This is a genomic window from Gimesia alba, assembly GCF_007744675.1.
Taxonomy (GTDB): domain Bacteria; phylum Planctomycetota; class Planctomycetia; order Planctomycetales; family Planctomycetaceae; genus Gimesia; species Gimesia alba.
This window is the reverse complement of sequence record NZ_CP036269.1, coordinates 183522-202825: the sequence shown is the minus strand read 5'-3', so window position 1 is coordinate 202825 and position 19304 is coordinate 183522. Positions and strand designations below refer to the sequence as shown.

Annotated in this window: 13 protein-coding genes; 10 read left to right on the top strand and 3 right to left on the bottom strand. The window is 52.3% G+C overall.

The genetic code is table 11. The annotated features are described in order from the left end of the window. Window positions 1-62: 62 nt before the first annotated feature. Window positions 63-1142 carry an NHL repeat-containing protein gene (locus Pan241w_RS00815; protein ID WP_145209520.1) on the bottom strand — a complete coding sequence of 360 codons (1080 nt, stop codon included), beginning with the start codon at window positions 1140-1142 and terminating at the stop codon, window positions 63-65. Window positions 1143-1454: 312 nt separating this feature from the next. On the opposite strand from Pan241w_RS00815, the gene Pan241w_RS00810 reads away from it, so the two are divergent. The 5 genes from Pan241w_RS00810 to Pan241w_RS00790 all read left to right on the top strand — a co-directional run bounded on the left by Pan241w_RS00810 (window position 1455) and on the right by Pan241w_RS00790 (window position 7868). Beyond that, on the top strand, window positions 1455-2357 hold the full coding sequence (locus Pan241w_RS00810; protein WP_145209517.1) for an efflux RND transporter periplasmic adaptor subunit: 903 nt from the start codon (window positions 1455-1457) through the stop codon (window positions 2355-2357). 33 nt (window positions 2358-2390) lie between these two features. Continuing rightward, window positions 2391-4604 (top strand): HlyD family efflux transporter periplasmic adaptor subunit, encoded by a 2214-nt coding sequence (locus tag Pan241w_RS00805; protein WP_145209514.1) that lies wholly within the window; start codon window positions 2391-2393, stop codon window positions 4602-4604. 173 nt (window positions 4605-4777) lie between these two features. Then, a complete protein-coding gene (locus Pan241w_RS00800) occupies window positions 4778-5740 on the top strand; it encodes a D-alanine--D-alanine ligase family protein (protein ID WP_145209511.1) in 963 nt (320 codons plus the stop codon). A 218-nt stretch (window positions 5741-5958) separates the two neighbouring features. Further along, window positions 5959-6951 (top strand): cell division protein FtsQ/DivIB, encoded by a 993-nt coding sequence (locus tag Pan241w_RS00795; RefSeq protein WP_145209509.1) that lies wholly within the window; start codon window positions 5959-5961, stop codon window positions 6949-6951. A gap of 185 nt (window positions 6952-7136) precedes the next feature. Continuing rightward, window positions 7137-7868, top strand: coding sequence for a phytanoyl-CoA dioxygenase family protein (locus Pan241w_RS00790; protein WP_145209507.1), 732 nt, complete (start codon window positions 7137-7139; stop codon window positions 7866-7868). Between the two features lie 11 nt (window positions 7869-7879). Here the strand turns inward: Pan241w_RS00790 and Pan241w_RS00785 are convergent, their stop codons facing one another. Further along, window positions 7880-8998 (bottom strand): acyltransferase family protein, encoded by a 1119-nt coding sequence (locus tag Pan241w_RS00785; protein ID WP_145209505.1) that lies wholly within the window; start codon window positions 8996-8998, stop codon window positions 7880-7882. Between the two features lie 612 nt (window positions 8999-9610). Between Pan241w_RS00785 and acs the strand changes: the two genes are divergently transcribed. From acs to Pan241w_RS00760, 5 genes are all read left to right on the top strand, one after another. Beyond that, a complete protein-coding gene (gene acs, locus Pan241w_RS00780) occupies window positions 9611-11566 on the top strand; it encodes an acetate--CoA ligase (protein WP_145209503.1) in 1956 nt (651 codons plus the stop codon). A 114-nt stretch (window positions 11567-11680) separates the two neighbouring features. Next, a complete protein-coding gene (larB, locus tag Pan241w_RS00775; RefSeq protein ID WP_145209501.1) occupies window positions 11681-12463 on the top strand; it encodes a nickel pincer cofactor biosynthesis protein LarB in 783 nt (260 codons plus the stop codon). Window positions 12464-12497: 34 nt separating this feature from the next. Next, window positions 12498-14000, top strand: a complete 1503-nt coding sequence (locus Pan241w_RS00770) for a PKD domain-containing protein (RefSeq protein WP_145209499.1) — start codon at window positions 12498-12500, stop codon at window positions 13998-14000. Between the two features lie 427 nt (window positions 14001-14427). Beyond that, window positions 14428-16287: a glycoside hydrolase family 88 protein gene (locus tag Pan241w_RS00765; RefSeq protein ID WP_145209497.1), complete on the top strand. Its 1860-nt coding sequence runs from the start codon at window positions 14428-14430 to the stop codon at window positions 16285-16287. Window positions 16288-16815: 528 nt separating this feature from the next. Continuing rightward, window positions 16816-18252, top strand: coding sequence for a neutral/alkaline non-lysosomal ceramidase N-terminal domain-containing protein (locus tag Pan241w_RS00760; protein ID WP_145209495.1), 1437 nt, complete (start codon window positions 16816-16818; stop codon window positions 18250-18252). Between the two features lie 9 nt (window positions 18253-18261). Here Pan241w_RS00760 and Pan241w_RS00755 read toward each other — a convergent pair whose 3' ends face one another. After that, window positions 18262-19212 (bottom strand): PDZ domain-containing protein, encoded by a 951-nt coding sequence (locus Pan241w_RS00755; protein WP_145209493.1) that lies wholly within the window; start codon window positions 19210-19212, stop codon window positions 18262-18264. Window positions 19213-19304 lie beyond the last annotated feature (92 nt).

Sequence of the window (19304 nt, the reverse complement as noted above, 5' to 3'; positions counted from 1 at the left end):
CAGGTTCCAACCGGGGAGAAGAGAAAAACGGAGGGTTTGAGCATCTTGATCAAAGGCGTCTGTCAGCTGAGCTTTTTCAACTTACTGACCCGGCCGACTGAGACCCATTCCGTGACAAACAGATTGCCGTCGTGATCAAAGCAGGCATCGTGCGGGTGAATAAATCGTCCGGCTTCCCAGGTTTGGGGTTGCTTACGAATTTTAAAGCCATCCAGCACGCGATTCGTCCAGTCCTGGTTATAGCCTAAATGCGTGATGACTTTGTTCTCTTTGTCAAACAAGGTGACCCGTGCATGCAGATCGGAAACGACCATCGTTTCACCCTGTATATCAATATCGGCTGGAAAGCTGACCGTATTGACAAAACCGAGATGTTTTCCATCCAATGTGAAATATTGCAAACGGTGGTTGGCCCGGTCGCAGACCGCAATTTTCGGTGTGCCGTCACGTTGATCGAGCCACATCCCGTGCGGCGTTTTCATCTTGCCGGGCTCGGTCCCGCTGCCGCCCCAGCTGAATTCGAATTTGCCATCTTTCGTATATTTATGAATGTAGTGCGATCCATATCCGTCGCCGACATAAAATCCCCCATCGGGGGCAAAGGCAATGTTGGTGGGACTGTAGCGATTTTTGGCATTCTTGTAATGTTCAGGAGTGGCAGGACGGCCGATGGTCCAGACCACGTCCCCTTTCAGATTCGTTTTGGCGACAATTCCATGTTTCGTATCCGAGAGATACAAAAACTCTTCTGAGCCTTCTTTGCGAACATCAATGCCATGCCCGCCGCCATGATATTCCTTGCCGAACGACCGCACGAATTTTCCAGCAGGATCAAACACGACGATCGCATCCATGGGCGTTTTTGAGTGTGAACGATGCTTGATATAAATCAAGCCGGCTTCGTCGACACACACGCCGTGCGTTTCGCCCCATTGAATGTGTTTGGGTACTTCTCCCCAACCATGAGTGGCCTCGTATTGGAATGCGCCTTCACCCAGCACGGGATTCTTGACGCCCGCTTTATCTTCCGCACCGAGAATCGCCGGCGCGAAAAAACTTCCGACGACCGCACTACCGGCGGTTTTCAGGAACTGGCGGCGAGAGTCGGACGGGTGCGAGTGCTGCAAGGAACGCTGATCCATAGGATTGACCTGATTTAAAAAGTTTCAAACAAGATTCCGTAATCCACAGTATGCGAAATCGCTTTGTTCGTTCGATCTTAACGGACACATTACCCTGTTCTCAATTGTGGATCGCAAAAAATAGGGTATTCTGACAATGTTCTCCGCACATTCGCTCACTGTTTCAGGCCGCTCCTGAAGAGTCTACGCAAATAAGATGGCCTTTAGAATGCGGATATGGTATGAGAGAAAAAACACTGAAAAGACGTCACTCCAGTCTGTCTTCAACTTCATCAATTCCTGCTACTGCTTTGTAACAAGGAATGGAATGCCATGTATGCCACGCGAACTTTGATTATTTTGTTCACCATCAGTGCCCTGCTTTTGTCAGGCAACTGCGGGCCTGCTGTTGCCGCTGATCCGACCAGCGGGTCGAACGAGTTGCGTATCGATTCGGTTCTGGTCAGCCTGATCGAGCAGGTGGAAGTCCCCGCGCGCGAAGTCGGCCAACTCAATCGCATGCTGGTGAAGGAAGGGGCATCGGTTCAGAAAGGGGACGTCCTGGCACAGATTGAAGCGACCGAAGCGATGCTGTTAATGCAGCAGGCGAAACTCGAATTTACAATGGCACAACTCAAAGCCATGAATGACGTGAATCTTCGTTTTGCGCAAAAGTCACATGAAGTCGCGAGAGCGGAACTGCAGCGGGCCGAAGATTCGATTAAGAAATATCCCAAGAGTATTTCCAAAACCGAGCTGGACCGATTGAAACTGACCGCAGAAAAAGCGGAACTGGAAATTGAACAGGCGGCCGAAGAATCCAAAACCACGAAACTGGAAGCCGACTTAAAACGAAATGCCGAGCAGATAGCCGAACTGGCGGTTCAGAAACGGAAAGTGATCTCGCCGATCACAGGCATGGTTGTGCAGATTATGACCAGAGAAGGCGAGTGGGTGCGTCCCGGCGATACGGTCCTGCGAATTTTGAAGCTGGATCGTCTGCGGGCCGAAGGACTGATCAACGCGTCGCGTCTCCAGGATCGCGATTTGAAAGATCGACCCGTGGTGCTGTTGGTCAATCCGGGGACGAAACAACAGATCAAATTCAAAGGCAAAATTTCGTTTGTCAGTCCTGAAGTGAATTCGGTCAACAACCAGACACGCATCTGGGCCGAAATTGAAAACCCGGAGTTGAAGCTCAAACCGGGCATGCGGGCTTCGCTGATCATCAAATAAACTCCATTCGATTGAGAAAGTCACTGCGTCCTCATGTCGTTCGGCTCTCAAGATTTTTCGAATCAGGCACTGCGTTTGCGAATGCGATTGGATCTGCAGGTCCAACAATTGCAATTCGGCGGCACGACCTATTGGGGCATCAAAGATCCGATTTCGCTGCAATACTATCAACTGCGCGACGAAGAATATTTCATTCTGAAACAGCTGGATGGTGCTGCGTCCTTCGAAGCAATCAGGCGGCAATACGAACAACGCTTTCTGCCTCAAAAGCTGGATGCCTCGCACCTGCAGGGATTTTTATCGCGGCTGCATCAGTCGGGGCTGATCATTGCCGATGCGATTGGCCAGGGGGAAATTCTGCTGGAACGGCAAACCGAAAAACAGCGACAGGCATTCCGTTCCCGCTTCATGAACCCGCTGGCAATTCGTTTTCGCGGCATCGATCCTCACCGTTTTTTAAATTGGCTGCAGCCCGCAACCGCGCTCTGTTTTACTCCCCTGTTTCTGCTGGCATCACTGATTTTGATGATCTCAGCGACCACGTTAATTTTGACGCACGTCGATACTGTGGTCGCACAATTGCCCGACTTCGCAACGTTCTTTGACGCGAAGAACCTGATATTACTGGGCGTGAGCCTGGCGCTGGTGAAAATCGTACACGAACTGGGGCACGCACTAGCCTGCAGACAGTTTGGAGGCGAGTGTCATGAGATGGGTGTGATGCTGCTGGCATTCATTCCCTGCCTGTATGTGAATGTCAGTGATGCCTGGACCATGCCCAATAAGTGGCATCGCATTATGGTCAGCTCCGCGGGAATTTTTGTGGAACTGGTGATCTCGTCTGTCTGTGTGTTTCTGTGGTGGTTCTCCTATCCGGGCCTGTTTCATTCGCTCTGTCTGAACATTGTTTTTGTCTGTTCGGTGAGTACGCTGTTACTGAATGGCAACCCTCTGCTGCGTTATGATGGATACTATATCCTACTGGATCTGATCGAAGTTCCCAACTTGAGGCAGCGCGCACAATCGATCGTGTCGAATCGCCTGCATCACTGGTTCTTCGGTCACAAGGCCGACATCCTGCTCAAAGAGCCGCGACGGCTGAGACGAATTCTGTTTGTGTACGGGATCGCCTCTATGGTGTATCGCTGGTTTATTGTGATCGTGATTCTGTCCGTCTGTTATTATGTATTGGAACCGTATGGCCTGGAGATCATCGCCCAGGTCATGGGAGCCTTTGTTCTGATAGGAATGTTAATCGTGCCTTTGAAGTCCGGTCTCAACGAAATTCAGACGTATTCCAAAGCAGGTCATATTCAATGGCAGCGTTTTCTGGTTCGTACCTCACTGGTCCTGCTCTTGCTGGCAGGCCTGATCTTCATTCCCCTGCCTCACCGGATCACGGCTCCCGCACTGATCGAACTCAAAGATGCAAAGCCCGTGTATGTAACGGCACCCGGCTTTCTCAAAACAGCAGCAGCCCCCCAGGCGGAACTCAAACCTGGTTCGTTAATCGCCGAACTGCACAATGATCAAATCGAGCAGGAAATTCTCAAACTGACCGGCCTGATCAATGAGCAGGAAATCCGCATCTCCACGCTGCAAAAACGCCAACTGGATGACCCGGAAGCCGCCCAGGAACTTCCCACCGCAGAAGAACAGCTGGCCGACTTGAAAGAGCAACTCCAGCAGCGACAAACCGATTTGCAAAGACTCAGCCTGAAAGCCCCGATTGCCGGAACCCTGATTCCCGCGCCCACCTCTCCGGTTTCGCAGGAAGAGGGTGCACTTTCCAGCTGGTCAGGCTCTCCCCTCGACCCGGAAAATCGGAACTGTTTTCTGGAACGGGGAACCTGGCTCTGCTCGGTCGGCGATCCCGACCAGCTTCAGGCCCGCCTGATTGTGAATCAGGAAGATGTTGAGTTTATCTCTGCCGGTCAATCCGTGCGAATTCTGCTGGATGAATATCCGGGGACCATTTTCAACGGCACCATTCAGGAAATTGCGGAAATCGATATTGAAGACCTGCATCCCAACCTGATTCATCGTGAAGAAATCACCACGGAACTGGATCCCAACGGCAAACGGGAACTGAGCAACACGTCATATCTGGCCCGCGTCACTCTGGAAGCACTCGCCGAGCAACCGTTGATTCACTCGTCAGGGCAGGCGAAAATTGCGGTTTCACCCGAATCACTGGGAAAAAAAGCCTATCGGCAGCTCCGAAAAACGATTCGTCTGTTTCAATAAACACCTCCACCCAAACACCCCACACCACCTATAGCAACAGCCAACTTAGTCTCAATATCGACATTTCCAGATTGGTGACGAATTGCTAGAATCCCCCAATTCACCTGAAATACATTACATTTACATTATAAAACTCGACCGAAAAACAAGTCCGGCGGCATGGAGGCTTCCCGATGACCGATTCACAAATCAACCCCCGTCCCTCTTTGAATATTGTTGTTCTCGCTGGTGGGGAATCGGCTGAACGCGATATTAGTTTGCAGAGTGGCGAAACAGTGGCGCAAGCGTTATCGTCGCGCGGACATCAGGTCAAAACCGTCGATCCGTCTCTGGTCGATCTCGATACCTACGACTGGGGTAACTGTGATGTCGTCTTTATCGCCTTGCATGGAACGTATGGAGAAGACGGCACCATTCAAAGCACTTTGGATCGACTGGGGATTCCTTATTCAGGTTGCGACGCAGCGACTTCCAAACTGGCTTTCAGCAAGTCGGCTTCGAAAGAGCGATTTATTCAACACAATGTAAACACTCCCTCGTACGTTTTGATTCACGAATCGGACAACGCGCAGCGTATCGAACAGCATGCCCGCAGTATGGGCTATCCACTGGTTGTGAAGCCCGATGCACAAGGCTCCAGCTTGGGCGTCTCGATTGTGCAAACTCCTGAAGAACTGCCGCAGGCACTGGCGCGATGTTTTCATTACGATTCATTTGGAATTCTGGAATCAGCCATCAAAGGAACCGAATGGACGGTCAGCGTGGTCGACGGTCAGGTCCTACCCTTGATTCAAATTCAGACACCACACGAATTCTTTGACTACGAAGCCAAGTATCACGAAGATTCTACACAATATTTGTTCGAATTCGAGCTGCCCACGAACGTAATTCAGTCCATCATCAAAACGGGCGTGAATGCCTGTGAAGCGTTGGGGACGACAGGCATTGTCCGCGTGGATCTCCTGCTGGACCGTTTTCAGAAACCCTGGGTCCTGGAAGTGAATACGATCCCCGGTTTCACCGACCACAGTCTGGTCCCCAAAGCGGCTGCGAAAGCGGGCATCGACTTTGGCGAATTGTGCGAACGTGCTCTCACCACATGCCTGACACAGGCTACCCACAAGCCGCACAATTGATACAGCTTCACTAAGCGGCCTGTTTCGCTAAGGAATCGTGACTTTTCTGCGGAGCGCCACAACTCTATTGGCGTGAGATTGCGATAATCATAGTAGAGGAGCGGTGCGCTCGCCCCCAGCTGCGCGCTCTGTGTTCGTACTGCTGCGATCGCGTTCGCAGTCAGTGCCCGGGAAGAATTCCAGTTCTGATCAGAAGTCAACACAATTAACAAGAGCGTATGAGCCCAAAAAAACCGAAAAAAAAACGGCCTGTGAAAAAGAAGGTCGAAGAGATCGAGGAAGAATTCGAGGACGAAGAGGAAGAGCTCGAAGAAGAAGCCTCTCTGCTAAGCCCCTCGACTCTGCTTCACGCGCTGTTCCGCCCCAAGGTGTTACTGGCGCTGGCAGTGATCGTTTCGGGACTGTTTTTCTTTCCCAAACTCAAACAGCAGATTCCCGATTTATCACAGCGCGAAGAATATCAGATTGCCACCAAAGATCTCTCGCTGATTCCGGCACCGCCCCACTATGTGCCGATTGATATCGTCGATCAGGTCATCAAACGGGGGCCCCTGCCGGAGCAGGTCTCTCTGCTGGATCAGGGGCTTGTTCTGAAAGTCGCCGAAGCATTCGAGAAACACCCCTGGGTGCAAAAAGTGGTTTCGGTGCGCAAGACCAATACGGTCGAAGTGGAAGTCATCTTCCGCAAACCGGCCGCGATGGTCGAAGGCAAGCAGGGACTGTTCCCGGTAGACAATGAAGGCGTGCTGTTGCCCCCCGAAGATTTTTCCGTCTCCGATGCCCGGCGGTATCCGGTGATTACGGGAATTCAATCGATGCCCGCAGGGGCTCCGGGAACTTCCTGGGGTGATCTGACGGTGACGGGCGCTGCACAGCTGGCAGAAGCACTCGGGCCGCACTGGAAAGAGCTTGAGATGGTTTCCATCGAAGCCCCACCCCGCACGACGGCCGTACTGTCACTGGACGATCTGATTTACCGCTTGATAACAGCCGGCGGTTCGGAAATTGTCTGGGGTCGCTCACCAAAAAGCCAACGCCGCGGCGAATTACGCGTCGATCAGAAAATCGGCAAGCTGGAAAAATATTACCGCGACTACGGCGGCTTTGATCGTCCGCACGGCCCGTATGAAATCGACATCCGCCACTGGCAGGAAATCTCCCGCCGCCCACTTCGCCAGCAGAGCCGACGCCGCACGCTGATGCGTCGCTGAAACTCCCGATCAACTCCCGGAGTCGGCTGCTTCTATTTTCAACGCGCCTTTAAAAATTCTCAATCTGCTGACAAACTCCAGTAATTCTGATGAAATTCTGTGGCAAGGCAGGTAGATTAATTGCATGAACGATAGCTTTCCGGTTTCACGACTTTGTTTCAATCAGACCTGACAGGAGCGTTGGCATGCATTGGGAAGACACAATTCAGGACTACCGCAGACAAGGCTTCGTGCATCTTCCGAAATTCTATTCCTCAGAAGCGCTTGCGGAAATCAGAGCTGCCGTCGAACGCTATAACCGGGACGTCGTTCCCTCGGTTCCCGAGAGTGATGTTGTGTACGAAGCCGATGGCCAGGCGATTCGCAACTGCTGGCGAATGCACACTCACGATCCCTTTTTTGCACAACTCCCGGCGGAAGAACGGCTGATGACTCTGATCGCCGCCCTGGTCAACGGCACGCCCCTTTGTATGGGTGTGGAAACCTTCAACAAGCCGGCGAAGGTCGGCTCGGGCGTGCCCCCGCATCAGGATAACGCCTACTTCTGCCAGGAGCCGCCGGACGTGCTCACTGTCTGGGTTGCGCTGGATGATGTCACGCCGGAAAACGGACCCGTGCAATATCTGGCCGGCTCGCATCGGGAGGGTCTGCGCGAACATACGCCGTCCGGCGTCAAAGGGAATTCATTCGGGCTGGCGGAAGCCGTCGATGAAGCCAGCGCCTCCGTCGCGCTGTTACAGAAAGGGGATATTCTGATTCATCACTGCCAGACCATTCATTTCAGCGCCCCGAATGTGAGTGACTATCCACGGCTGGGGTTGCTGATGGTCTTTCGAGGCGAACACACCGAGGACTCTCCCGAGATGAAAGACGCCTATCACCGGGCGCGGGCTCTGATGGAATCGAGCCCGAATTGACCAGTGGTTGCTCACGCACCAACACTGTCTGCTCCACTTTCCAGCTGTAGTTCTATCGTACTTTCTACTTGATCTTCGATTAAATATTTGGTCCTCAGTTTTAAGAAGGGGGATTCAATAAATCGATAACTGAGGGCAGCAATGGGAACCATCATTAAAAAGCCCAACACAGAAAAACAGAAAGCGATATAGAAATTGGAAACAGGCATGATGTACCTGATCATGAGAAAGAGGATTATTCTGTAGAAGAAAAAGTGTAGCAGATAAATAGAATAGGAATAGGTACCAATCAGCGCAACAAATCGGGAAACTCTACCGTGACTATGCACGAAAGAATTATCGTACCAGGCAATGATTAACGCATAAATCAGGCCTTCCAGCGTTGGCAAATAGACCCAGATCAGACGATTAGAAGGATAGGATGGGTTGTTATAAAATCCACCTGATTTATCAAAAGACCAGTAAAAGATGGAAAAGGCAATGAAGCCACTGAGAACCAGAAAATGGCGTCCTTTAAAAAAAGTCCGCATTTGGAAGGCGATCATCCCCAGCAAAAATTGATCAATGCGCCCCACGATCGTCCAGTACGCGAGAGATTGAATTTCACCAAGTGCATGATACAAGTATAATCGAACCAGAATTGCGCAGCAGAGTATGATGCCGAGTGAATACTTGGACTTACGTGAGAGGTACAATAAAACTGGCAGAATCAGATAGAAGTGAAATTCAATTACGATTGACCAACCTCCATTGGGGAGAGTTGGGAAGATGACACCAGCAAGAATTTGACGACAATACAGGGAAATATTTTGGCCTTGGAAGTAGAGCCGGATTCCAACAACGACAAGCACAAACAGCAGCAAGGGAGCGAGTCTGAAGAATCGATTCCACAAAAATGAAAAATATTTCATTTTCTTCCCATCCAGTAACTTAGCAAATAAATAACCGCTAAGTGTCATGAATAAGGCAACCCCCGTGTGTCCCTCATTGATCAATGAAAATGGGAAAAATGAGGGGGCATAAGTGAAAGGGATCGCAGCGTGGATGAAATGCCATGAAAACACCATAAAGGCTGCAATAGCCCTGAGATGGTCTAACCCAATATAATATTTCCCTGATGACGATTTCATGGCACTGAATCAGTTGTGGGCTCTGGCGCATAATCTCTGTATCACACTGTGGTTTGCTTTAAGCAACTCTTCTCTTTTAAAAAGTGCACCACTATCAAAGGCAAGAAAAATGTTTCTGCTCCGGCAACATTTTTCGATTGATCCAGAATAGGGTCGTGTCATAACGTTTGTCTCCTCCGTTTGAGTTTTTAAACCACACCAAAATAGGGAGTAAATGTCTAAGCGGCTCTGCTACTCCGACACTTCAAAGTCTGTTTATATCAAGTGTTCACATTTTGGCGTGAAAACAGACCAATTCGCGAAGAATTCGGGAAACAGAATTAGTTTCCCACAATTTAAACCGGCTTGAGCAGTGCGTTCTGCTTGATTTTCCCTCTTTTGACACTTAGATAAGTTGAATCAAAGGGCCTTTCGGGTTCTGATAGGAAGCAATTGTCCGTTTGTTGACTTCAAAAAAATAGTGCCCTAAAATCGCTAACTTAGCATTGTTTAATAATTCAACGGAAAGAAACAGGGAGAGAATCGAATCTGCGCTCCGGAGCAATCGGGGCGTTGATCACATTTTTCGGTTCTTATTTCGCTCGCCAAATAAAACAAAGGGGAATGACAACGATGAGTGACCAGGCTAACGAAAACATTGAAAGTGTTCTTCAGGAAACTCGCTCATTTCCGCCGCCAGCTGAGTTTGTTGAGCAGGCCAACATTTCCAGCCAAGAGCAATATCAGGAAATGTGGAACCGCGCGAAGGACGATCCCGCCGGCTTCTGGGGTGATCTGGCACAAGGACTGGAATGGGCTCAACCTTACGACAACGTTCTCGAAGGCGAAATGCCCGAAACAAAATGGTTCACGGGCGGCAAGATCAACGCGTCGGTTAACTGCATCGACCGTCACCTGGATAGCTGGCGTAAAAACAAAGCCGCCATCGTCTGGGAAGGCGAGCCCGGCGATACACGCGTGTTGCGTTATCAGGACCTGTACCGCGAAGTCTGCAAGTTTGCGAACTGCCTGAAAAAACTGGGAGTCGAAACCGGCGACCGTGTGACACTTTACATGCCCATGGTCCCCGAACTGGCCATCGCCATGCTGGCCTGCTCACGGATCGGTGCGACGCACTCGATCATTTTCGGCGGTTTCAGTGCCGACGCGATTGCCGATCGCAACAACGATGCGCAGGCCAAACTGGTCATCACTGCCGACGGAGGCTGGCGTCGTGGTAAGAACATTCCGCTGAAAGCTGCCGTTGATCAAAGCATGGAAAAATCTCCCAGCGTGGAGAAAGTCGTCGTCTATCGTCGCACCGGTTGTGAAGTCGACATGGTCCCCGACCGCGATTACTGGTGGCACGATCTGATGGAGGATGCCTCTGCCGAATGCGATCCTGTCGAACTCGACAGCGAACACCCGCTGTTCATTCTCTATACATCAGGCAGTACTGGCAAACCCAAGGGCGTGCAACACTCGACCGGCGGTTATCTGCTGGGCACGATGATGACCTCCAAGTGGGTCTTCGATCTGAAAGAAGAAGACACCTACTGGTGTACCGCCGACATCGGCTGGATCACCGGACACAGCTACATCGTTTACGGACCGCTGGCCAATGGTGCCACGACCGTGATGTATGAAGGGGCACCCAACTGGCCCGATGAAGGTCGATTCTGGGAAATCGTGGAAAAATATCAGGTCAATATTTTCTACACCGCACCCACGGCGATTCGCGCATTTATTAAATGGGGCGATCAGTGGCCGAACAAATACGATCTCTCCAGCCTGCGTCTGTTGGGAACCGTGGGTGAGCCGATCAACCCGGAAGCCTGGATGTGGTATCACACCGTTATTGGCCAGGAACGCTGCCCGATCGTCGATACCTGGTGGCAGACAGAAACCGGCGGCATCATGATGAGCCCGCTACCCGGCGTGACCGCGACCAAGCCCGGTAGTTGTACGACTCCCCTGCCCGGCGTGGTGCCCGACATCGTCACCGCAGAAGGAGAAAGTCTGGGCGACAACCAGGGCGGCTTGCTCGTGATGCGTCAACCGTGGCCTCACATGCTGCGAACATTGTACGGCGATCACGAACGCTTCAAAGACGTTTACTTCAGTACCATTGAAGGATGCTATCTGGCCGGCGACAGTGCCCGCCGCGATGAAGATGGTTACTATTGGATCATGGGCCGCATCGATGATGTGATCAATGTCTCCGGCCATCGTCTGAGCACAATGGAAGTCGAGAGCGCTTTGGTTTCGCATCCCAAAGTAGCGGAAGCTGCAGTCGTCGGTTACCCGCACGACCTGAAGGGCGAAGGCATTTGCTGCTTCGTGACTTTGACCACCGATGACGGCACCGAAGAACTCAAGCAGGAACTGAAGCAACACGTGCGAACCCAGATTGGTGTGGTCGCGACCCCCGATCAAATTCGCTTTGCCGCCGCCCTGCCAAAAACACGCAGTGGTAAAATTATGCGGCGTCTGTTACGCGACATCGCTGCCGGCCGCGAAAGTGTGGGCGACACGACGACTCTGGAAGATTTGAACGTGCTCGCCAACCTGAAACAGGGTGATGAGTAATCGCATCGAAGTGTCACAATCAAACGTAGTGCGTCAGCACAAAACAATTTCGCAGGATGGCCCGCAAACGGCCATCCTGTTGTTCTATATTAATCACGAATAAGGTGCCCCCTGATGTCCGATGATCCACTCTCGCAACTGTTTGAGCAGGTACAACAGGGTGCGCTCTCCGTGGAACAGGCGGTGACGCAATTCCAGCAGCAGGCGCAGCATAAGTCGGCCATTCTGCCTTCTGCGAATATCGACCTGGATCGTAGTTCGCGCTGCGGTTATCCCGAAGTCATTTTCTGTGAAGGCAAAACGTCAACCGCGCTGGTCGAGATCTTTACGCTGCTACTTGAATCGAAACAACGCTGCCTGGGCACGCGCGTTTCGGAAGAACAGGCGGAAACGGTTCTGAAACAATTTCCGCAGGCGATCTATAATCAGACCGCACGGACAATTCGCATCCCGGAAAAAGATGCTGCCTTTGACGAAGAACTCATCACCGGAGAAATCGCAGTTCTGACCGCGGGCACCAGCGACCGACCGGTGGCAGAAGAAGCCATCGAAACTTTGATCTGGATGGGTTACCAACCCGACTTCATTCTGGATGTGGGTGTCGCGGGTCCGCATCGCCTGCATGAACAACTGCCGCGGATTCAGAATGTGTCTGCAATCGTGGTTGCCGCCGGCATGGAAGGTGCGCTCCCGTCGGTCGTGGGAGGCTGGGTCTCCTGCCCGGTAATCGCGGTTCCCACCAGCGTTGGTTATGGCGCGAGCCTGGGCGGCATGGCAGCCCTGTTAGGCATGTTAAACTCTTGTGCCGCCAATGTGACGGTGGTAAATATTAATGCAGGCTTCAAAGCAGGCTTTATTGCCGGCTTGATCGCCGACCAGAAACGCGCGACTACCTGAGACTTCGTCCTACCCACCGAAAGCGAGCCCTGCCATGAAAAAATCCCCCCTGCGTTCTGTGCTCTACCTGTTCCTGCTGAATGTCGTCTGTATCTGTTTGCTTGCGACTCCGCTTCAAGCTACTGAAGAGAAACCGGCTGTAGAGCCGATCGTGCGGGTTGTCGATTTGGACGTCGGCGAATCCACCACGGTCACACTCAATAATGGCGAAGAGGTCAAAGTCAAATTATTAGACCTGAAAGAGACCCGCGACCCGATTCGACAGGCGGTCCGCAGTGCGGCCGTCACCGTGGAAGTGGACGGCGAAACGATTGAACTCGAGTCGGGCATGTATAATCTGCCGCAGACGGTCGGTAAAGTGCAGATCGACTGTTCCATCACCGGCGGTTACAACTCCAACGGCACGCCGGCCTTCTGGGGACTCGATAAAGACGCCCGGCTCCGCTTCTGGCCCGCCGGTTCACCGCTGATCAAACCGGGTTCGTTTATCTACCCCGTCGATCAGCGCTGGTTCGCCACCCGCACCTGGTATGACAATGAACCGGTCGACGGAGGCACGAAAATTCTGCCGAAAATTTATTATCACAGTGGCCTCGATATCGGCGGCGCAGAGAAGTTGACCAAAGTGATTGCCACCACCGATGCGATTGTCGTTTCCTCGGGCAATGATGTATTGGATGGACATAAAAAGGATACGCCGGTCGCGCCACGATATGATGTGGTTTATCTGCTCGATGCACGAGGCTGGTATTATCGCTATAGCCACCTGCACAAAATCAACGATCACATTCGCCCCGGCCGTTTGATTAAACAGGGAGAAGAGATTGGCATCCTCGGCAAGAAAGGGGCCAGCGGCGGTTGGTCGCATCTGCATTTTGAAATCAAGAGCCGCCAGCCTTCCGGTAAATGGGGCACGCAAGCGGGCTATGCGTTTCTCTGGGAAGCATATCGCAATCAATATCATCCCCCACTGGTCGCCAACACCCGCCGCAAACATTTTATCAAGGCCGGTGATTCCACAACTCTCAAAGGAACCCAATCGTATAGTGCCGACAACAGCATCCAGAGTTATGAGTGGACTTTCACCGATGGCACCACAGCAACCGGCGCAGAAGTCAAACGAACTTATCACAAGCCGGGCGTCTATAGTGAGATCCTGAAAGTCACCGACAAAGCAAGCAACGTCGATTTTGATTTTGCAGAAGTACATGTGCTCGATCCCAAGAACCTGGAAGAATACGTGCCGCGGATTCATGCCTCATACTGGCCTTCGCTCAAGAACCGCGTTGGCGAACCGATTACATTTAAGGTTCGCACATTTGGAAACACGAGCGGCGAGGAAGTCTGGGACTTCGGTGATGGCGGTCCAACCGTCAGCGTGAAATCGGACGGCAACGTGAAACCATTGAACGAAGATGGTTACGCGATCACACAACACACGTATCAAAAACCGGGTGATTATCTCGTGAAAGTAGAACGCAGACGCGAAGACGGTGTGCCAGCGGTGACACGATTGCACGTGCGAGTTGCCCCATAAGTTAAAATCGTAGGGGCAACCCTGTGTGGTTGCCCGTGGTATTGATCTGGTTTGTGTCATGACATACGAAGCGGCTTCACCGGTCCCTACGTAATCGTGATACGAAATCGAGTGCCGCCAGGCGGGTCGGCGCATCGCCCCATCCCCAGTCTCTTTTCTTGACTGCAAACGGACATTCCCGATCACTGTTGGCAAGCCAACAGTGCCACCCACTGAGGGTTTTTGTGTGCTTTCCCTGCCACATCCTGCTCGCTGTGCTCGGCACGAATTTCATTCGTGCCCACCCAACTGGTATTGTTTCGTTCTAAATAGATAGACTGATTCTCTGCTGGCATTTGGTCTGCGTCGCTTTTACAATGGCTCTTTTACTACGAAATTTCTACGAAAACTAACTCTCGCTTGTTCTCCTGCCCGGAATCTGCCTTCCATGAAATATCCGCTGCTGACGTCCTGTTTAACACTCTGTTTATTGAATACACTTCTATTCGATTCGCTTTTCGCGGCACCGATTGCAGCCCGCAAACCGGATATAACGATCGACTTCAAAACGCCTGTCGCAACACGCTTGCAGTCGTTACGAAAACAGCCGGACCTGATTCATTCGGCCATTGGCGTGACCCGGAAAGAGACGCCGATCCCTTGTGTCTATTCCAAACAGGACCTGGACTTCCATACCGGAAAAACACGGATTCTGCTGATTGGCGGCCTCGATGCATCGAAGTCTTCCGTCGATGCGGTAATCAATGCCGTCAATTGGTTTTATGGCGCACCCGAAGCGGCGGCGTTGCGAGAACAGTTTTCCCTGTCCGCCGTTCCGATTGCGAATCCGGATGGCTGGGTCTTGCAGCGAGGACCGAAAAATGCCTCAAACGGAAATCTCACCCGCGGCTATCCGCCCATGGGCCCCGCTTACCACAGTCCGACGAAACCCGAAACCGAATATCTGTGGCGCTGGATTGGCATGCACGCGCCCGATCTTGTAATTGATGTCCGCGAGGGCAACCAGTTTCAGTGGGTGGTCCCCGTGGATTCCCTTTCCGCGGCGCGCAAGCTGGGCAAACATCTGCAGCCGCAAATTCGACCCGTGTTTGGCTGGGAACTGGTTTCCAGTCTGGCTTATAAATCACCTTCAGACGTCGGGCGTTTACCCGCGCTCGCCGTCGAAGTTCCGCAACAGAACGCGCCCGCGTTTCTTCCGGCTCTGTTAAAAGAAATTCAGCAAAGCAAGTTCCAGGGCCCTTCCCCGGCACGACTGGAACTGATGCGACGCCTGCAACGCACGCCGATTCAAGTCGCCACGCAACTTTCCAAAGTGTACGGCAATGATCTGGGACGCTTATCCTACCTGCCTGTGGTTTCACTGATCAGCCAGATTCGTCTGGGAGAACTGACGGGCGACCAGAGCCGGTTACCTCATGTCGAACAGATCACGCAGAAATATCTTACCAAGAATCCGAACCCGCTCAGCAACAAGGGAGGCGGCAGTGTGATCGCCGGGCATCTGCTGTTTTCGGAACTGGCCAAAGCAACCGGGAACCAGCAGTATATTGCACTTGCGAAACGGGCCGCGGATCTGGGTTTTGATGAGCAGGGAAACTTTCGCGAATCGATGCCGCATCATGTGGAAATGAGTGATGCAGTTTTCATGTCGTGTCCGATCCTCGCTGCGGTCGGCCGTTTGACGGGAGAACCTCGATATTACGAAATGGCGCTACGTCACTGGCGTTTCATTCAGAAACTGGATCAACGACCGGATGGCGTTTATCGTAATTCGCCCCTCAGTGATGCCGCCTGGGGACGCGGGAATGGTTTCCCCGCGCTGGGACTGGCTCTGGTCCTTTCCGAGTTACCGTTAAATTCCCCCTTGCGTCAACAGTTCATTGACGGGCATCGCAAACATCTGGAAGCACTCGCCCGGCATCAGGACCCGACCGGCATGTGGCATCAGGTGATTGACCATCCCGAAAGTTATCGTGAGATGACCAGCACCTGCATGATTACGTTTGCCATGATTCGCGGCATCCGGGAAGGCTGGCTCGATGCAGCACAGTACACGCCGATCATCGAACGGGCCTGGAACGGAATCAAAACCCGCGTCGCCTTTGATGGCACACTCGTTGATGTCTGCACGGGAACCGGGAAACAGACCAGCGTCCGCGGGTACTTCGACCGCATGGCAATTCTGGGCAACGATACCCGCGGCGGGGCAATGGCGTTTCTGGTTTCCAATGAAATGGCCCAGTGGCTTAACGAACAAGATAATGCCGAACAGCAGAAACTGGATTGAGGGCACACGGTTCTGGAACGTACATACTTCTGAAGTTCTATGAACATCGTCGCTGATTTAAACACTGTCGGGCAAGCCGACAGTGGTACACGCCACAGTTTTACTTTGCAACTCAAAACTTGATCCGGGTGGGCACGAATGAAATTCGTGCCGAGCGTAGCGAGCAGGAGGTGACAGAGCAGTCAAACGAATTTGTCATCCCGCAATGAGACCGGAACGTAGGGGCTGACCCATGTGTCAGCCCGCCTGGTCGCTTTCTATTCTGCATCACGCTTGCGAAGGAACCGGTGAAAACATTTCACATGCCATCACGCAAACTATGTCGATACCGCGGGCAACCACACAGGGTTGCCCCTACATTTGAATAAGACTGTTATTGATCTGCTTGCATCAGCATACATCTACAACATGAGTCAGTGATGAATCCGGGTTTAAAATGTAGGTTGTGTCTGGAAATCCTGCTAATGGATAGGTTATGCTGGAGAGTGCGTTATTTCTCCCGCCGATGCTTTGTTAAAGAGGATTCCCATGCCATCGCGAATTGTCTGCCTGTTGCTCCTGCCTGTCTGTTGTCTGATACAACAATCTTTAATCACTGATATCGAAGCTGCAGAGCCAGGTTTGCGGGCGGGTGCTGCTGTGGTGGATATCACGCCGCCGGTAGGAGTTTCACTGGATGGGGTGATTTCCAAAAATGGGCCGGTGACGGGGGTTCATGATCGAATTTTTTCTCGCGCGCTGGTTCTGGACGACGGCAAGACGCGAATCGCGATCTGTGTGAACGATCTGTGTATGGTGGAACGCAGTTATTTTGATCGGGCGAAGGCCATCGTGTTCAAAAAAACGGGGCTGCCCATCGATCGCATTCTGATGACCAGCACGCACACGCATGCCGCACCGCGTGTGCCCTATGGTCGCGCGAGCAAGCAGGATGACGTCTACTATGACGGGCTGATTCAAAACATGGCACAAGCCATCATCACAGCCCAGAAGAATCTGGCGCCCGCGCAGGTTGCCTGGGGCTCCTTTGATGCGGGCAAGTACGCGGCCTGCCGCCGATTCCTGGCAGAGAAAGGGAGCGTGTCGCTCAATCCGTTTGGTGTGGCGGGTGAACAGATCAAGTCGGTCGCAGGCCGCAGCAAACAGATCATTCAGCCGGCAGCGCCCATTGATCCGCAGTGCTCGATCCTTTCCGTTCAACATGTTGACGGCACACCGCTGGCGATTTTAGGCAACATGAGCATTCACTATTGCGGCGGTTATCGCAAAGGGGAGATCAGTGCCGACTACTTTGGTGCGTATGCAAAACACCTGTCTGAAAAACTGTCGAAGAAAAGTTCGCATCCTCCGTTTGTGGGCATGCTTTCGAACGGGACGAGCGGCAATGTCGGCGCGGTCATGAAACAGGACAAACGCAAGTACGCCGCGTTTGAGTGGATTGAGGAATCGGGAAAACAGTTCGCCGAGCAGACACTCAACGTGATTGAAAAGCTCCCGCATCAAAACGCTTTGCCAGTAGCGATGCGGGAGCAGGAGATCGAACTGGGTATCCGCCGACCAGATGAGGAACGGCTCGCATGGGCACGCGACATTCTGGAGAACCCAAAACAGAAACGAGTGCATACCTGGTCCAAAATTTATGCCACCGAAGCGGTAGAACTCAGCAAATATCCAGCGACAGAGAAGATCAAAATTCAGGCGATCCGCATTGGCGATCTGGGCATTGTGGGTCTGCCTTGTGAAGTGTTTACCGAAACCGGTCTGGCAATCAAAGCAGAGAGCCCGTTTGCAGCGACTTTCTCAATGGAGCTGGCCAACGGCTCCAGCGGATATCTGCCTACGCCGCAACAACATGCGTTAGGTGGTTATGAAACCTGGCCGGCCCGCAGCAGTTATCTGGAAATCGATGCCGAAACGCAAATCCGCCAGACGGCACTCGATCTGCTGCAGAAGCTGCACGATTAAGTGTGCCGTTTATTGATCGAGCCAGCTGCTGAGTGTGACCTTTAAGGTCATCAACTTCCCATTTCGGACGAGATCAACATTGACCGTATCACCGGCTGACTTTTTGCCAATCAGATCGACGAGCCCTTGAAAATTTTCGATTTTCTCGCCGTCGAATTTGACAATAAAATCTCCCGATTGAATGCCGGCTTTTTGTGCCGCCAGTCCTTCTGTGACAACACCCACAGTACAGCCTCCCCTGTCATTGTTGCCGCCGGAAATTCCGAGCATCGCATCACTGTCGCGTGTCTGAAACCGGGTGGAGGGGATGGCTTTTCTCAAATCGTCTAACGCTACCTCATTCAGAGGATGCCCTTTGATCAGATAGAAAGTATCGAATTCTCGAACACGCTTGATAAAACGCAGACCCACTTCGGCACCGCTCCAGCGTGCTCCCAGCGCGACGTAGCGTACACGCCCCGGTTCAAGCTTATTTTGTTGCGGGTATTTGGCGATCTCTTCCGACGTCCACAATATGACGGTCCCGCCTCTTTTCCTGATTTCACGAATCGCCCGTTTTTCGCGAATGTCAGCATGTCGATCAATGGCTTCTTCTGCACGGAGGGCGACGGAAGGATTTGGAGAACTGGTGAGCGACTCAAGGGCCTCTTCTGCTTTGGCAATGGACGACTCTTTGCCTTTCACGTAAACCTGTTCGATGACCAGAATCGCACGGACGGCCGCTTCAAGACTGTCGCCGCGTGTGACTTTCAGCAGCGGTTCAATGACCTGTTCCCCATATTCCGGCAGAGCCTGGGTGGCTTTTTCGCGTTTTTGATAGTCGTCACTTTCGAGGTCAAAAATATAGTCAACCACTTGCTGAGGAAGTTTTGCTGGTTCGGCGGCAGTTGCGCTGCTGCCCTGCAAAGTCGATGCTGCCAGCAAAGCGCATCCGGCAATGGAGATCAAACGTGAAAACATAGGGCCTGTCCCTCTAAGAAAAAAGTTCGTCCAAGTCAGGCGACTTCTCTCTATTTTCGGGCAAACGTGCCTCGAAATCAATACGAGACTGA

What these genes read in the sequence shown, in the direction of transcription:
- Pan241w_RS00815 (WP_145209520.1), bottom strand. Translation starts at nt 1,142, where the DNA reads ATGGATCAGCGTTCCTTGCAGCACTCGCACCCGTCCGACTCTCGCCGC.
- Pan241w_RS00810 (WP_145209517.1), top strand. Translation starts at nt 1,455, where the DNA reads ATGTATGCCACGCGAACTTTGATTATTTTGTTCACCATCAGTGCCCTG.
- Pan241w_RS00805 (WP_145209514.1), top strand. Translation starts at nt 2,391, where the DNA reads ATGTCGTTCGGCTCTCAAGATTTTTCGAATCAGGCACTGCGTTTGCGA.
- Pan241w_RS00800 (WP_145209511.1), top strand. Translation starts at nt 4,778, where the DNA reads ATGACCGATTCACAAATCAACCCCCGTCCCTCTTTGAATATTGTTGTT.
- Pan241w_RS00795 (WP_145209509.1), top strand. Translation starts at nt 5,959, where the DNA reads ATGAGCCCAAAAAAACCGAAAAAAAAACGGCCTGTGAAAAAGAAGGTC.
- Pan241w_RS00790 (WP_145209507.1), top strand. Translation starts at nt 7,137, where the DNA reads ATGCATTGGGAAGACACAATTCAGGACTACCGCAGACAAGGCTTCGTG.
- Pan241w_RS00785 (WP_145209505.1), bottom strand. Translation starts at nt 8,998, where the DNA reads ATGAAATCGTCATCAGGGAAATATTATATTGGGTTAGACCATCTCAGG.
- acs (WP_145209503.1), top strand. Translation starts at nt 9,611, where the DNA reads ATGAGTGACCAGGCTAACGAAAACATTGAAAGTGTTCTTCAGGAAACT.
- larB (WP_145209501.1), top strand. Translation starts at nt 11,681, where the DNA reads ATGTCCGATGATCCACTCTCGCAACTGTTTGAGCAGGTACAACAGGGT.
- Pan241w_RS00770 (WP_145209499.1), top strand. Translation starts at nt 12,498, where the DNA reads ATGAAAAAATCCCCCCTGCGTTCTGTGCTCTACCTGTTCCTGCTGAAT.
- Pan241w_RS00765 (WP_145209497.1), top strand. Translation starts at nt 14,428, where the DNA reads ATGAAATATCCGCTGCTGACGTCCTGTTTAACACTCTGTTTATTGAAT.
- Pan241w_RS00760 (WP_145209495.1), top strand. Translation starts at nt 16,816, where the DNA reads ATGCCATCGCGAATTGTCTGCCTGTTGCTCCTGCCTGTCTGTTGTCTG.
- Pan241w_RS00755 (WP_145209493.1), bottom strand. Translation starts at nt 19,212, where the DNA reads ATGTTTTCACGTTTGATCTCCATTGCCGGATGCGCTTTGCTGGCAGCA.